The sequence below is a fragment of the Pseudomonas sp. YeP6b genome, assembly GCF_025642995.1.
Lineage (GTDB): Bacteria > Pseudomonadota > Gammaproteobacteria > Pseudomonadales > Pseudomonadaceae > Aquipseudomonas.
In genome coordinates, this window is record NZ_CP080090.1 from 1,579,609 (window position 1) to 1,594,101 (window position 14,493).

Sequence of the window (14,493 nt, forward strand, 5' to 3'; positions counted from 1 at the left end):
AAATCATGAAGTCGCATAACGTGAAGCTCTTGGGCGGTGTGTTACTGGCCTTGGCAGGGCGCGCCTACGCCGAGGATGTCGAAGGCATGAATGGAATGCTCAACGTGAGCGGGTCCATGCACGAAATGCCGTGCAGCCTGGAGATGACCTCGCAGCATCAAACGATTGACCTGGGCGCTCTATCAACCAGCCGCCTGCAGCGGCCCGGTGATCAGGCCGCAACGGTGGTCTTTCAACTACGGTTTGCCGATTGCCAACGCAGCGCGGGCGGCATCCGTAATGAACGCACGGGGAACCTGACGTGGAGTGCCCATCAACCCGTGGTGTCGGTGATGTTTTTTGCGCCCGCCGATGCCGATGACCCACGGCTGGTCAAAGTGCAAGGCATCACCGGGATGGGCCTGCGCTTGACCGATTCCCTAGGCCGGGATGTACAGCTGGGCTCAAGGGGCCAACCGCTGTTTTTGCCCTTGGGCGGCAGCACCCAGACCTGGAATGTCCAACCCACGCGCACCTCCGCGCCGTTGACCAGCGGGGCATTTCGGGCCGTGGTGGATTTCAGGCTCAATTATGAGTGAGGGCAGAACAATGGCTAAGTCAACCGGCTCGTGGGCCATTCTTGTCGCGGGCGGCCTGCTGTGGGCGGCCAGCCAAGGTGTGCAGGCCGACACCAACCTGACCATCCGCGCGGTCATCATCGCGCCTCCGCCGTGTGTCATTAACAGCGGCGGTACGCTGGATGTGCCGTTTGGCAATGACCTGCTGACGTCACGGATTGACGGGGTCAATTACCGTCGAGCGGTGCCTTACACCGTCGTCTGTGATTCGCCCTTCAACAACGCGATGACCCTGGAACTCAAGGGCACAGCGGCTTCGTTTGACCGCAACGTGCTGTTGACGCGCAAGCCGGACCTTGGGGTGAAGCTGTTCGTGAACGGTGCCGATTGGCCGCTGAACACAGTGGTGAATTTTACTCACCCAAACTTCCCAACCGTGCAGGCGGTGCCCGTCAAACGGGCTGGCAGCACGCTGACGGGCGGGGCTTTTGATGCCGCCGCCACCCTTGTGGTCGATTACCAATGAAGTCGATTATCCATGAAGAGAAATGCCCCATGACCTGTTGGCAGCAGCGAGCGTTGCTCGCCTTGTGTTCCATCGGCCTTTGCAGCGGTGCGTCGGCCAACCTGACGTTCAGCGGTACGTTGAACGAGCCCCCGCCGTGCACGATTGATGCGGGCAACACGATTGAAGTGGATTTTGGCGATGTGGGGGTCAAGCGTGTCGACGGTGAGCGATACCGCAGGGCGGTTGCCTACACCATCAGCTGTAGCGCCGCCACGCTGCCGTGGGAACTGAAGTTGAGTGTCAACGGTACCGCCACGACGTTTGACGGCGCAGCGGTGCAGAGCAGCGTGCCTGCGCTGGGCATTCGGCTGTTTCAGAACAACGTGCCGTTTTTACTCAATACGCCACTGGATATCACCGTGTCGTCACCGCCGGTATTGGAAGCCGTCCCCGTCAAACAGCCCGGTGCAAACCTGACCCCCGCAAGGTTTACAGCGGTGGCCACGCTGCTGGCGGAATACGAGTAGGAGTCACATCTATGCGATATCAAAGGGTTCATAAGGGTTGGCCACGCGTCGGGCTGGCCGTACTGCTCAGCGTTGGCCTGACCCCCCAGGGGCAAGCAGCGGACAATCTGAGTTTCAAGGGCAACCTGGTGGAAGAGGCCTGCACTATCCGGCCGGGCGACGAAGCCATCACGCTGGAACTGTGGGACGTGACCAGCAAGCACCTCTACATCAACACGCGCACGCAAGGTAAGGGTTTCAAGCTGCACCTGGAGGACTGCGACACCACCATCGGCAAGACGGTCACCATCCTCTTTGGCGGCACGGAAAACACCGCGCTGCCCGGCTTGTTCGCGCTCGATGGTGGCAGTGGCGCCTCAGGCATTGGCGTGGGCCTGGAGACCGTCGCCAACAAGCCGTTGCCCTTGAATGCCGTCAGTGACGAACAGGTATTGATTGACGGCAACAATGTGATCGACCTCAAGGCTTATGTGCAGGGTGAGCCGCAGGCCATCCGGGATGAAACCATCGGGCATGGGACGTTCACGGTGACTTCTACTTTTACGCTGGACTATCCCTAAACCTCAACTCTCTTCTGGGCAGCCTCAAGGCACGAACCGAATGTTCGTGGGGCGGTGTCTGGGTGGGTGAGCAACGAGAGATCAAAATGAAACGACTCTATGGAGCCACTGTGCTTCTGGTTCTATCAGGCGCGGCGACGACCGCACAGGCGGTTGATTGTCGAGTTAATGGCGGCCCCTGGGAGACGGGCAATCCCAACCAGCGGGTGCCTGTCACGGTTACCCTGACCGCAGATCGCACTCGGATCATGCTGGAAGGGGCAAGGCTGGAATGTCGATACAGCCTTAACCAGGGCCCCGTTGGGGGCCAGGACTATTGGGCGACGGGGAGTCGCGCAGGCGCCCCTTGGACGGCCGGGCCAAAATTTGGCAGCGAAAGGACCGGTTTGCGAATCAATGGTGCTTTCCTCAACACCCCGGTTCAGACGGGTATACGGGTGGTCACGATTCCCAACAATGGGGCCGCTTACCCGATCAATATCACGCCCTATATTCTGATGCGTAACAATCCGTCCACTCCGATCGATGTTCGAATCGGCGACACCCTCGGGCTGTTGCGCCTCACCGCCACCAACAACTACAACGGAGCCTCGGCGGATCTTACGGTGACGTACACTGCCGCCAACAACTTCACCGTCTCGCCATCAACCTGCACGATCAATAACAACAACCCCATCGAGATCAACTTCGGTGACGTACACCAGCGAGCCATCGGCAGCGATCCGCTGACAACCTCCATCCGCAGCGACCGCAGGCTTACCTATGCCTGCCCGGACGGCGGGATTACTACGCCGATCACCATCACTTACAAAGGCACCCCATCGTCGTTCGACAACCGCCTGCTGCGGATGACCAATGCTGACGTGGGCACAGCCATGGTCCGTGCGGGCAGTGCCGTTCAAGTCGGCGGCTCGTTCCTGACGCGCATCACCAACAGCGTGGGTGGGGACGATGTGACGTTTTCTCTGGTTCGGCGAGCGGGGTCCTTGCCGACGCCTGGCGCCATCAGTGGCAGCGGTGTACTGGTGATGGGCGTGCCATGAACTAGATTCATTATTCAGGTTTAAAGCAGGTATAACGTTGTGCCCTGTTAACGGTGGGTAGTTATTGTTTTAGAGCGGGTTGTGCGCTTATTCTTGCAGTGACATCCCGCAGTAAAATATTCTCGTTTGCCTGCATGTAGTCTGCTTCTTACAGTTGCTTTTAAAGTTTGGTCAAAATGCCATCTTTTTCGTAAGTTAATAGTGATCAAAAGCCACGCGCGATAAGGACGTGGCTTGCATGTTTACCTTTTTAATTAGGCGATGATCTCCCTGCGCTGCAAGTTTTCCTGGGTGTCAACTTGCAGCCTCTCAACGCATCGCTAATAAAGGGTAATGACCATGTTCAAGACGTTCGCTCTCTCTCTTCCTCTGGCTGTTGCGGTATTGGGGTCTACAGCTGTTATGGCCGCCAACGACGCCAGTACGCTCATCAACATCCGAGCCGATATTCCGACTCAGCAGTTCCATGCCCAGCCCCTGGACCCTAACTTTGGTCGCGACGAGGTCATGACCTTCAACACCGTGACCAGCGAACTGAGCCAGCTGTCGACGGTGTACGCGCTGAAAAACACGGGGGGCTCGATTGACGCTTACCTGCAGGACGGCCCTGCGTCACTCACCAACGGCACCCAATCCATCCCACTGACCATCTCCCTGGGCACCGTGGCGCTGGATGGCACACCTAAGGAAGTGGCCGCAGACGAGGAGTCCAACCCAGGGCTGCAGAGAACCATGACGATCAGGGCCGACAAGCCAACCGCTGCGCAGACCGGCCGGTTTACCGCGGTGGCTACCGTGATCTTCGATAACAACCCACGCACGGTCACGCCTTGATCACCGGCTTTAAATAAGCCCACACCTTATTGAAGTTGCCGGCCGCTGCGCGGTCGGTATTCAACCTGTCTGTCGTTCGCAAACAGAGTATCGAGTTCATGTTCCCTTTGAGACCCCTCGTGGCAGCCATAGCGCTGGCCACCTGTTCGGTCGTTATGGCCGCGCCTGATAACAATCACACCCTTCGCAGTTTGCTGGCTCAGGCCAAAGGGTTGCCGAGCGATTTCGAAGCGCATTTTTTTGATGTGCCTCTGGCGGTACGGGTTGAACGGGATCAACAGTTCGTGGGCGAAGCGATGGTTGTGCTGACCCGTGATGACCGGCTCACCCTGCTGGAGTTTACCGACCATAGTGACAGCCCGATCAGCGGCGCCGAGCGCGATATCTGGGAGGACTACCTCAAGCCGGGTATTCCCTTGGGGCCATGCACGCAGAGCTGCCCCGGGCAACTGCTGGCGGTGCATTACAACCTGGAAAACTCCCTAGTCTCCATTCTCACCGAAAATGCCGAGCGCGATGCTGCTCCACAGCAGTATTACACCCAGCCCGACGGCGGCAGCACCGGGCTCATCATCAATAACCAACTGAACCTCAATGGCGGGCAGAACCAGGACCTGGGTGGGCGTTTTGGCGTTGAAGCCAGCAGCCTGGGCAGTTGGAGCCAAACCCTGAACGTTCAATTGGCACGTCTGGGCGGGCCGGACACCCAGCTTTACCACGCACTTTATTCGGCCTACGCCCAGCGCGAGTTCGAGGGCCAATTTTTGCGCCTGGGTTATTTCACCCCCAACTCCGAGGGCCTGAACCGCCAACCCCGTGCGTTCGGCGCGGCGCCGGACGTGGCGGTTGGGGTCATGGTTGGCAGCTCCGACAGCCTGGCGATGAACAACCCCAAGCCCAGCGTCTACCCGATCTACGTCACCGCCAACCGCCAGGGCTCGGTGGAGATCTTCCGTAACGGCTTGCTGATCAACACTCAACGTGTGCCGGCCGGATTGCAGACCCTCGATACCCGGCCCTTGCCTGGCGGCATCTATGAAGTGGAAGTGCGCTTGGTCGAAGACGGCCAAGTCACCTCCACCAGCCAGGAGCTGGTGTACAAGCCCAACAACTGGCGTAACCATGACGAGCGTTGGCGCTACAACCTGTTTGCCGGGCGCGAAAGCACCTTGCTCAACAACTGGGAGCAGCGCGACAAAGGCGACATGACCGCCGGTGCCTCGGTCAACTACCTGCTGCACCCACGCGCGGTGCTCGGTGTGTCCGGCCGCCAAGTGCAGGACCGTTTGCAGCTGGGCACCTCCATCGACTGGAGCCTGGCCCAGGGCGCCAGCGTGTATGCCAATGTCTACCAGACTCGCGACTACGGCACCGGCCTGGATGTGCAAGGGCTCTACAGCTACGGCTTGGGCAGTGTGATTGTCAGCCACAACCGCAGTTGGCTCGACACCCGTAACACCTACGAGACCCTGCCCGACGGTACGCGTCTGCGCCAGCGCAACACGTTTGTCGGCCAAACCAGTACATCGTCGCTGTCGATCAACCACCGTTTGGGCAACCGAAATTCGGTGAATGCTCGCGTATCCCACAGCCAGGGCAATGTCGAAGGGGCGGGGTTGGACCTGGGTTGGACGCGTCACGACACCTTGTTCGGCAGTGATGCCAATTGGCGCCTGTCGGTGTTCGATCGACCCTCCAGCAGCAGTACTGGCGACAAGCGTAACCGTGGCGTCGACCTGACCCTCAACCTGGCCCTCGGTGGCCCGGGCGAAAGCTGGTCAGGCAGCATCGGTTCGCGCACCGCGCGCGAAGGCCAGCGCGACAACAATGCCTCGCTGACCTACCGCAAAGAGCTCAAAGATCACGCCCTGCAAAACGTCTCGGTCACGGCCCTGACCGATGTCTACGGCATGGGCCTGTCGAGCATGACCAGCTTCGCCACCGACACCCTGGCGGGTGATGCCTTTGCGCAGCGCTCGTCCTTTAACGGCAATTTGACCGGCGGCCTCAACCTCAACAACACACTCGCAGTGGGGGCGCAAAAGATGGTCCTGACCAGCCAGTACCACGGCAGCGGCTCGGGAATGATCATTGACGTGGAGACCGATGTGGAAGACATCGCCCTGCGCGCCGATGACATGACCGGCACCAGCGTGGCGCTGCGGCCCGGGCGTAACTTCGTGCCTATCACCGCTTACAAGAGCAGCTCGGTCGCCTTCGACTTCGAGGGCAATCACCCACCGGCCGCCACCATCCAGCCGGCCCGCACTGCTTACCACATGAACAAGGGTGGCGTCGGTTATCGCAAGATCAGCGTGATGAAAACCGTGACTGTGCTCGGTCGCCTGGTCGACCCGCAAGGCCGCCCGCTCAAGGGCCACCACATCATCAACCACGCCAGTCGGGGCGTCAGTGAGGTGGATGGGTTCTTCTCGATGGAAATGAACGCCGGTTCACCGACCCTGGAAGTCCGCCGTGGCACCGAGTTGCTGTGCCAGTTCCGTCTCGACCCGAGCAAGGCCCTCAGCGAGAACGATGTGCTGATGATCGGTGATCTGCGCTGTACCCCAGACACCTTGGCCGATGCCACCGCCACCACTGAAGCAGCAGGTTGATATCCTATGTTCTTGAAACAACGATCCAGAAATAGCCCTGTCGGGGGCCTGTTCAGTACCGCGTTACTCTGGTGTGTCGCGTTTTCAGTCAGCGCCGCAACACAAGAGCTGACGGCGGTGTTCTCTCCGGACCCGCAAAATCCGCAGAACAACAAGTTTATCAATACCACACCGCAAAGTGGGGTCTGCCCGGGGCACATACCTGCGCGATGCAAGCAGTTGGGGATTTTCAGTATCCGCACGTGGGACATCACTTTTCGCTCCAATGGTCCGATGCTGGTCGACCCCAGTGGCCCTGCGGATGCGCGTAAAGGAGTGATGTTCAAGATGCCCTCCGAATGGCGCAGCCTGGAGGTGGTGTCAGAGGGTGGGGCGAAGGAAACTGTCGAAGTGCGTATCGCGGGAATTGGTAACCGGTTTAACGTCGCCGGTCCTGCAACCATTAACTCGTGGGGCCCCAGAACCTGGCAGTACGCGCCAGCACCTTGTTTGAGCACCGGGTTTCTTACAGGCACTACCCAATATGCGCTGTGGTTCTGGCTGGTGCCTGAGGCCGTAGGCGCCTGCAACCTTGTTCACAGAGTGGATGTGCCGGGGTTGGACTATGTCAACTTCGAATACGCCTATGAACTGAGGACGCCCAATCCTTTGACCATGCCCACCGGGACTTACCGGGGAACCATCGCCTATTCGCTAGGCCCGAATCAGGATTTTGATTTCGGTGACATCATGATCCCCAACGACGACACCTTGGTTTTCAACTTTACCCTGAGCGTAGAGCATATCCTCAAAGTCGAAATCCCGCCGGGGGGCAATAACGTCGAGCTGGTGCCCCAGGGCGGCTGGCAATCCTGGGTTCAACAAGGCCGACGGCCAACGCGCTTGTTCCGTGACCAGACCTTCAATATCTGGTCCTCGGGGCGCTTCAAGATGGAACTGCAATGCCAGTTCCCCAGCGGCAACACCTGCGCAATCGAGTCCGAAGACGGCACCGGTGTACCGCTGAATATCAGCGTCAGCCTGCCCAATGGTATCGGTGATGTAAGCGGCCAGAGGGTCAGCCGATTGCCCTTGCTGCTCGACGGCAGCACCACCAGCCTGTTTGCCCCAACCCACTACGTTGATCGCCGGCCGGGCACCCTGCATTTCGAAGTGCCGGCTGACGCGATGCCGCAGATGTTCGTGCCTGGCGCGCCGAACAAGTACACCGGCAACGTCACGGTTATATGGGATTCAGAAGTCTAGGGCAGTCGTGCTGCCTGCCATTCACATGAGGTTTGATTGTCATGAAAAGTTTACTGTCATTGCTGGGGTTGTGTTTGTTTGCCCATGCTGCCCATGCCGGGCCGAGCATCAACGTGGGGGTGGTCTATGACTACCTCGACGGCGACAAAAGTACTTATCTCAAGCGCATTTTCAACGGCGGCACCAGCACCGCGTTTGTGAAGGTCGAGGTGCTGGAAATTCTCTACGACGAACAGGGCGTTGCCAAGGAAGTGCCGCTTCAAACCCAGCTCGACAGCAGCGCCCGTGACGGCTTGATGGCCAGCCCGGCCAGGCTGATCGTGCCGGCCAACGGCATGCAGGGCACACGCCTGGTGTTCTTGGGTGAGCGCAATGACGAGCGCTATTTTCGCGTGCGTTACATCCCCGTGGTGCCGGAGAAGGAGGACGCGTTTGCCGTCACCGAGGAGGAACGTGAGGCTTACCAAAGCACCTTGCAGGCCGGGGTTAGTGTATTGGCCGGTTATGGCACGGTATTTTTTGTGCGGCCCAAGGACACCCGCTACGACACCCGCATTGAAAACAGCGGTGCTCAATACGCTCTGCACAACAACGGCAACAGCGTGATCGAGGTGGATGAGTTCAAAAACTGCGTGGTCGGCAAGGCCGACGACTGTCACCCCACCACCAAAAACCATGTGTTGCCGGGTCGCACTTTCTCGTTCGACAAGGAAGCGGGCCGTGAATACCGCTTTAAACTCGTCGAGGGCCAGGCCAGCAAAGACCAAGTGGTGAAAGGATGAGCCGGAGGGCGCCGCAGTGGCGGTTGTCCGCGATAGTGCTGTTTTGTGTGTTGGCACTGCTCAGTTTTTCAGCCGTCGCTGTCCGAGAGGAAGCGGTGTTTCATGTCTCGGTTCAGGTGCCCACCAGCGCCTTTTACGTGCTGCCGGTCAACCCAGGGCTTCTCGAGCGCGAGCAGGTCATGAGCTACAACCTGGTGACCGGGCGCCTTAGCTCGTTGCGTGAACCTTTTGATGTGAAGAACGTGCTGGGCGGTATCAATGCGCGCCTGGGCTTTGCGCCGGTGCTGTCCAATGGCACTGACGTGATTACCCTGCAAGTGACCTTCAATGGCCATCGCCTGGATGTGGTCGACACCCTCGTGGTGCCGGAAGACGAGGCCAAGGTCGGCAAGCGCGTGCCGCTGGTGGTTGCCGCCGAGCAACCCGCTGACGGTTACCTGCCGGGCCAGTACTTCGGCAATGTGCAAATCATCTTTGATGCGTTGAGCCCTTGAGGTCCTCGATAGAGGCGAGTGGTTGCGAAGGCATAACCTGGGTTTTGTGTAGCGATAGGGTTATCCGTGCCGGCCGGTGTCAGTTGTGAGGGCACCCCACGCGAATGCCCACACTAATGATCCGCGAGACAGCCCCAATAACCCCTACATCGCGCCGTTCGTTGTTGTCGCGGGTGTACGGCAACAGAAGGGTGTTAAACGCCAGCGGCCACCATGGCCTGGCGAGTCAGGCGTCGCCCCAGTTCCTGTTCGTCGTAGAAACTCTTGAGAAACAGGCTCAGGTACAGCTCCTCGCTCATGGGTTCGCCGGTCAAGACCTGCGCTCGGGCCACCTGCAGCGCGTCGGCCAGCTCCACCAGGCGCTGCTTGAGTGGGGCGCCGGTGGCCGGGTTTTGCTATTCCGGCGGCAGTTGTTCATGGGCCGTCCAGGCGTTCTGAGCCAGGCGCAAATCGTCGATGTTTTCACTGACCTGTTCGTGCTGACAGTTGATCTGTCGGTACTCATCGGGATGGGTACCGCGCAAATAGTCGCTCCAGAAGTACTGCTCGAGCATTTGTTCCACCAGCCCATCGCCTTGCTCCTCCTCGATCACCTTGTTGTAGGCACTGATCAGTTGCCGGGTTTGGACATTGCCGGTCTCGCGGTAGAGCATGTGGTCCGCCAGCCAGGGCAGGTCCAGCTGCGTCTTTAGACCGGTCTGGTAGGCGCTGTACACCTCGACCTCATCCAGGGTGCCCGACACGCCGTCGACGACATCGGTGGTCAGGCGCAAGGCGGGGCCTGCGCTGCCATCTCTGTTGCGCGTGGGTGCGCGAAGGCGCGCCTCAATATCTTTTTGGGCAATCCGGTTGACCTTGTCCAGTCGCGCTTTCTGTTTTGCCAGCAGCACCAGCGCGTCAGTCCGGGTTTGAGGGGAAGGCTTGTTCCACGCCTCCAGCTTCAGGGTTTCGATGCCCATGGCATTGAACACTTGAGCACCCGCATCGGCACAGTGGGTGGGGGTGGCGGCAAGGTTGAACAGCGCAGTGCGAGTGGGCTCATCGCTGTCAGCCGCTCTCAGCAGGCGCAGCACATTGGTGCGCAGATGCGCCCGGTTGAGCTCATAGCGCGTCAGGTCATCCGGGTCCTGGACGACTTCGGGAGACGGGTGCTGCTGGCTTTTGATGACCTCAAAAAAGCCTTGGGAGCCGTGTTCCCGTTCCAGGTCATCCCAGACCTCCTGCCATAACGGGCGCAGCTCCTCCGGCAAGTGGCTGAGCCAGTGTTGGCTGTCCAGCTCGCCTCGCGGGGGGTACGTGCGATAAGGGTCCAGGCCCGCCGCGCGGCGGTAGCTGACCAGACGGTCCTCGGCGCCCGGCTCAAGCTTGTTGCGGTCCAAACGCGTGCGGGCCACCAGCTCCGCCGACGCGGAGCCGGGCTCGACGGTGGGCACCTGGGTGATGGGCGTGTTCAGCAGGTTCAGGTTGAAGTCCGGCGAACGCGGCAACTCGAACAGGCCCGTAGGCCATTGGCTGAGCGGGGTGTTATTGAGCACCAGTATGCGCAGTTCCGGCATGCGGCTGATGTCCGGCGGTGCCACCAGATGCGGGTTGTGCGAGAGGATCAGCACGCGCAGATGGTTCAATTGCTTGAGCTGTTCCAGGTGCTGCGTGCTCCAGCGGATCGGGTTTTCGGCCAGGCCCAAGTGCGTCAGCCGGCGCAGCCCGGCGACGGCCTCGGGCAAGCTGACCAGGCGCTTGCCGGTGATATCCAAGCTGCGCAGGTTGGGAAAGTTGCACAGGAACGGGCTGTCGGCGTCAGTGAAATCGGTGCCCGCAAGGTTGAGGCTGGTGATGTGCTCCAAGGGTCTTTCAAGGGTGGGGAAATTCTGTAAAAAGCCGAAGATGGTTTCGCCCTGCAGGTCCAGTTCGCTGCCCAATCGGCGGCCGCCGAAATCGGTTTCGTAACCCTTGGCCGATTGCTCCCAGCTTTCCTCAATGAGTGTGGTCAAACGCTTCCTGAACAGTTTTTCCGGCAGGGGCGGTCGGCGTTGCTGAGTGCCTGCGGCAGGTTGGTTCTGCCATTTTTTCAGTGCGTTGAGCAGGCTTCGCTTCTGGGTTTCAAGTGCGAGTAGCAGGCGTTTGCCATCGGCCGTGTTCAAGGACTCGGCATAGGCCGTCACGTCCTCTTCGCTCAGCGTCGGGTAGAGCAGCTTGAGCCGATCCTCAACACGGGGGCGGCCCAGCCGTTGGCGCAGGGCGCTGAACAGGGGCTTTTGCAGCAGCAACTGGGTCTCTCTGGAGGCGGTTGCGAGGGTCGGCGGGTCGGCCAGCACGGTGCGCCGTTCTGCCGGCGGTTGCAGGGTCTGCTTGAGCCACTGGCGCAGCCCTTCGCCTTCGCCCGGCGCGAAGCCCAGGGTGTTACGCGGCACGTTGCGCAGGACGGCTTCATACAGGTCCCAGGTGGTCTGCAGGCTTGCGCCGTCGAGTGCGTACCGCCCTGGCGCGGTGCGGATCAGCAGCGTATCGGTGCTCGCATCGTGCGGGCCGACACGGCAGCGCAGTTGCCCGCTGGGCAGTTGCTCGCGGATGCTCAGGCGCTGGTTGCCAAAGGCGTTACTGTGGATTTTCAGGGTGTTGAGCAGCATCCGCTCGGTGTCGGGTGTGGGGGTGCTGCCTTGGTAGATGCTCTCATAGGCGCGGGTGGCGCGGGCTTCGAACTGCAGCTCCCTGGCCTGATGTTTGAGGCGCAACGGCAGACGACTCGCGTCGTTCATCAACTGCACTTCAGCGGGCCGGGCCTGGGCCAGTATCGCTTGTGCCAGGCTGTCGGGCAGGTTGGGGCACTGTCTTTGCAGCAACTGCCCGTGGGCGCTGGATGACTGGCGTTTGAAGCCATACAGATGCTCGAAGATGTCGTCTTTGCGCGAGGCCACGTAACGGCTCAGTTGCTCCCGCAGCGTGTGGGCCCGCGCGCTGGGGGCGGCGGGCAAGGGCGCGCCGATCAGCCCCGCGAGTTCGGCTTCGTCGAGAAAGCCCACCACCCGTTCCGCCAGCCGACCGGCCGCCAAGTCTTCACGGCTGATGGCTAATGTCGCATCCGGCGCTGCCTGGCTTGCACCATGTTGCATCGACTCGCCGCTCAGGTCGGCGGCCTCGAACACGGCGATGGCTTTGTCGCTGGGCCAGCCGTCCATTCGCGTGACCATGTCGGCGGACCAATAGGCGGCTTCCCCGGTGTCGCCGGACGGCTCGCTGAGCGTATCAATGTGCTGCCTGAGTTCGAGACGGTCCAGCGTGTCGGCCAACAGCGGTGGTGGTGGCTGGTTTTCGCTGTACATATGCCTCAGCGCGCCGGGTTCGATGCCACTGATATCGCGCAATTGTTGCAGGCGTGCCTCTGGCCAGTTGGCGGTCAACGGGCTTAGGCGCTGGAACAACTGCGAGTCGTTCCAGCGCCTGGGTTCCTCGCCCTCGAGCACCACGGCCCCGCGACCGTTAAGCACCACTTCGGGGCGATAAGCCTCGGGGCGTTGTGGGTGAATAATGCGCTGAAGGCCGGTGTCGGGCTCCTGGCTGACGGCGTAGTGCTTGTCTTCCAGACGCAGGATTTTTTTGCCCTCATGCTGATGAAACCCTTGCGCGTCGGGCTGCGATGCGGGCGCCAGGGTCAGGTTTTTTTGTTCGTAGGGGCTCAAGTCCGCATGCCATAAACGCAGTTTTCCGTCACTCAGGGCCACACGCTTCAAACGCTCGACGAAGGGTGACAGCGTGAGGTGGGCAGCGCTGAACGCGAGCAGTTGCAACACGTTTTCCGCGACCCCAACCACGTGTTCAATGGCTTCTGTGCCCTGGCCCTCAGCCCAATCCAACAGGCCTTCGAAGACCTCGTCCGCGAGTTGATAGGCGGTATAGGCCAGCATCAATTCGCCCAAAAAAGGCACGAACGGCGTCACGACGAGTAACGCCACGTTAAGCATGTCCGAGAGGATTTTCTCCAGGTTGTCCCACCAGGCCCAGCGTGCCATGCGGTCGGCGTAGGCGGTGGCGATGGCCAGTTCACGCGCATCGTTGAGGGTTTTGTTGATTTGTTGCTGGTACAGATGCTCCCACAACGGTGTTCGGATACGGGTCACGCTGAACTGCAGGTTGGGGTTGTCGAGCGCCGTGTCGTGCCAGGTCGGCTGGGGATCGCCCGGCACGTGTTGGTGCCATTTCACCTGGCTGAGGCGCGCGCCTAACTGGCTGAAAAAAAGCCCTTGGTATGAATGGTCGATGAACCGGCTGAAAAACTGTTGATAGTCGGGCTGACGCAGTTGCCGGGTCAGCGCCAGCATGAACTCGAGCGTGGAGGCGTAGCGCTTGAGTGGGTGCTGCGGGTCATCCGGTACATACACGATGACAGGAAGCGCCTGGCGGCTGGTCTCCAGGTCGGCGGCGATCAGTACAACACCGGTCAAGGTCGCGTCCATCAGGCTCAGGCCATGGCAATGCACAGCCTTGCCGTCCAGCGTCAGCCCTTGGCGACCGGCAATCAGCTGCGTGATCAGGCTATGGTCCTGCGGCTGGATATCGCCTTTCATCAGCGCCATCTGCGCTGCGACCTTGAGGGCCGCCTGGTGGTTGCGGGTGACATGCGCGCGCAGCACGCCGTCCACCACCGGTTCGGAACGGCCCAGGTAACGCTCAAGGTGCTGTTGGTACTGGGCGCCGATGTCGAGGGTGCGCACCAGGGTCTTGAACTGTTGGATCGACAGCTGTTTTTTCAGCGCGAGCACCTCGAAATGGTCGAGGGCGTCAGGCCGGGTGATGAACTGCGAGTCGTCGGTGAACACCTCTGAATCGGCAAAGTTGTGCAACGCCGCCTCCAGCAGCGAGACCGTGCGGCTTTTTACGCCTGGGCGAATGTCAGTGACCCACCAGGCTTGTTTGACCGGCGCATAGAGGCGCAGGTAGGTGCTGTGAACGTCCACATCGAGGTTGTAGTGCTGCTTCAGTGCCGCTTTTAACAAGGGTTCGGCAAAGCGTTTGAGGTCGGTGATTGCTGAGAGTTTTTTGTCGACGTGGGATTGGGTTTTCCACTGTTCGGCAATCGCGGTTTTCAACAGTTGATGCGGCTGCGCCAAGGCACTTTTGTACCAGGGCGCAATGGTTTTTCGGCTGGATTTCAAGGCGCTGATTCTTGCAGCGGACAGCGTTTTGACCCAGTCGGGCAAAGCATCCCGGATGAGTTCGTAGTGTTGGCCTTTATCTTCGGGGGCCTGTGAAACAAGTGCGCTCATGGCGTGGTGTTCTGTGGCAAATAGGGCACTCAGACTAGGCCCGTACAGGGGCTGGTCTGGCAGTAAC

General features: G+C 60.2%; 12 protein-coding genes. 10 read left to right on the top strand and 2 right to left on the bottom strand.

Features of this window, described 5'->3' with window-relative positions:
* The first annotated feature begins 5 nt into the window (after window positions 1-5).
* The 10 genes from KZH41_RS07070 (at window position 6) to KZH41_RS07115 (ending at window position 9,165) form a co-directional block, all read left to right on the top strand.
* Window positions 6-578, top strand: coding sequence for a fimbrial protein (locus KZH41_RS07070; protein ID WP_263274579.1), 573 nt, complete (start codon window positions 6-8; stop codon window positions 576-578).
* 10 nt (window positions 579-588) lie between these two features.
* Window positions 589-1,083 carry a fimbrial protein gene (locus tag KZH41_RS07075; RefSeq protein ID WP_263274580.1) on the top strand — a complete coding sequence of 165 codons (495 nt, stop codon included), beginning with the start codon at window positions 589-591 and terminating at the stop codon, window positions 1,081-1,083.
* 29 nt (window positions 1,084-1,112) lie between these two features.
* Window positions 1,113-1,592 (top strand): fimbrial protein, encoded by a 480-nt coding sequence (locus KZH41_RS07080; protein ID WP_242154614.1) that lies wholly within the window; start codon window positions 1,113-1,115, stop codon window positions 1,590-1,592.
* A gap of 11 nt (window positions 1,593-1,603) precedes the next feature.
* Window positions 1,604-2,152: a fimbrial protein gene (locus tag KZH41_RS07085; RefSeq protein WP_263274581.1), complete on the top strand. Its 549-nt coding sequence runs from the start codon at window positions 1,604-1,606 to the stop codon at window positions 2,150-2,152.
* Between the two features lie 86 nt (window positions 2,153-2,238).
* On the top strand, window positions 2,239-3,195 hold the full coding sequence (locus KZH41_RS07090; protein ID WP_263274582.1) for a fimbrial protein: 957 nt from the start codon (window positions 2,239-2,241) through the stop codon (window positions 3,193-3,195).
* A gap of 339 nt (window positions 3,196-3,534) precedes the next feature.
* Window positions 3,535-4,029 carry a fimbrial protein gene (locus KZH41_RS07095; protein ID WP_263274583.1) on the top strand — a complete coding sequence of 165 codons (495 nt, stop codon included), beginning with the start codon at window positions 3,535-3,537 and terminating at the stop codon, window positions 4,027-4,029.
* Between the two features lie 98 nt (window positions 4,030-4,127).
* A complete protein-coding gene (locus KZH41_RS07100) occupies window positions 4,128-6,644 on the top strand; it encodes a CS1-pili formation C-terminal domain-containing protein (RefSeq protein WP_263274584.1) in 2,517 nt (838 codons plus the stop codon).
* Between the two features lie 6 nt (window positions 6,645-6,650).
* Complete coding sequence (locus KZH41_RS07105; RefSeq protein WP_263274585.1) at window positions 6,651-7,889, top strand: hypothetical protein; 1,239 nt, start codon at window positions 6,651-6,653, stop codon at window positions 7,887-7,889.
* A 41-nt stretch (window positions 7,890-7,930) separates the two neighbouring features.
* The gene (locus tag KZH41_RS07110; RefSeq protein WP_094950934.1) at window positions 7,931-8,671 is read left to right on the top strand and encodes a pilus assembly protein; all 741 of its coding nucleotides are present in this window, start codon (window positions 7,931-7,933) and stop codon (window positions 8,669-8,671) included.
* The gene (locus KZH41_RS07115) at window positions 8,668-9,165 is read left to right on the top strand and encodes a CS1 type fimbrial major subunit (RefSeq protein ID WP_094950933.1); all 498 of its coding nucleotides are present in this window, start codon (window positions 8,668-8,670) and stop codon (window positions 9,163-9,165) included. Before KZH41_RS07110 ends, KZH41_RS07115 begins: the two co-directional genes overlap by 4 nt.
* Before the next feature lie 194 nt (window positions 9,166-9,359).
* Here the strand turns inward: KZH41_RS07115 and KZH41_RS07120 are convergent, their stop codons facing one another.
* Together KZH41_RS07120 and KZH41_RS07125 are read right to left on the bottom strand one after the other, a co-directional pair.
* Complete coding sequence (locus KZH41_RS07120; protein WP_263274586.1) at window positions 9,360-9,521, bottom strand: hypothetical protein; 162 nt, start codon at window positions 9,519-9,521, stop codon at window positions 9,360-9,362.
* A gap of 39 nt (window positions 9,522-9,560) precedes the next feature.
* Window positions 9,561-14,426, bottom strand: coding sequence for a dermonecrotic toxin domain-containing protein (locus KZH41_RS07125; RefSeq protein WP_263274587.1), 4,866 nt, complete (start codon window positions 14,424-14,426; stop codon window positions 9,561-9,563).
* Window positions 14,427-14,493: the final 67 nt, after the last annotated feature.

Bases quoted from the DNA above. Each gene is read 5' to 3' on its own strand.
- KZH41_RS07070 (WP_263274579.1), top strand. From the start codon at position 6: ATGAAGTCGCATAACGTGAAGCTCTTGGGCGGTGTGTTACTGGCCTTG.
- KZH41_RS07075 (WP_263274580.1), top strand. From the start codon at position 589: ATGGCTAAGTCAACCGGCTCGTGGGCCATTCTTGTCGCGGGCGGCCTG.
- KZH41_RS07080 (WP_242154614.1), top strand. From the start codon at position 1,113: ATGACCTGTTGGCAGCAGCGAGCGTTGCTCGCCTTGTGTTCCATCGGC.
- KZH41_RS07085 (WP_263274581.1), top strand. From the start codon at position 1,604: ATGCGATATCAAAGGGTTCATAAGGGTTGGCCACGCGTCGGGCTGGCC.
- KZH41_RS07090 (WP_263274582.1), top strand. From the start codon at position 2,239: ATGAAACGACTCTATGGAGCCACTGTGCTTCTGGTTCTATCAGGCGCG.
- KZH41_RS07095 (WP_263274583.1), top strand. From the start codon at position 3,535: ATGTTCAAGACGTTCGCTCTCTCTCTTCCTCTGGCTGTTGCGGTATTG.
- KZH41_RS07100 (WP_263274584.1), top strand. From the start codon at position 4,128: ATGTTCCCTTTGAGACCCCTCGTGGCAGCCATAGCGCTGGCCACCTGT.
- KZH41_RS07105 (WP_263274585.1), top strand. From the start codon at position 6,651: ATGTTCTTGAAACAACGATCCAGAAATAGCCCTGTCGGGGGCCTGTTC.
- KZH41_RS07110 (WP_094950934.1), top strand. From the start codon at position 7,931: ATGAAAAGTTTACTGTCATTGCTGGGGTTGTGTTTGTTTGCCCATGCT.
- KZH41_RS07115 (WP_094950933.1), top strand. From the start codon at position 8,668: ATGAGCCGGAGGGCGCCGCAGTGGCGGTTGTCCGCGATAGTGCTGTTT.
- KZH41_RS07125 (WP_263274587.1), bottom strand. From the start codon at position 14,426: ATGAGCGCACTTGTTTCACAGGCCCCCGAAGATAAAGGCCAACACTAC.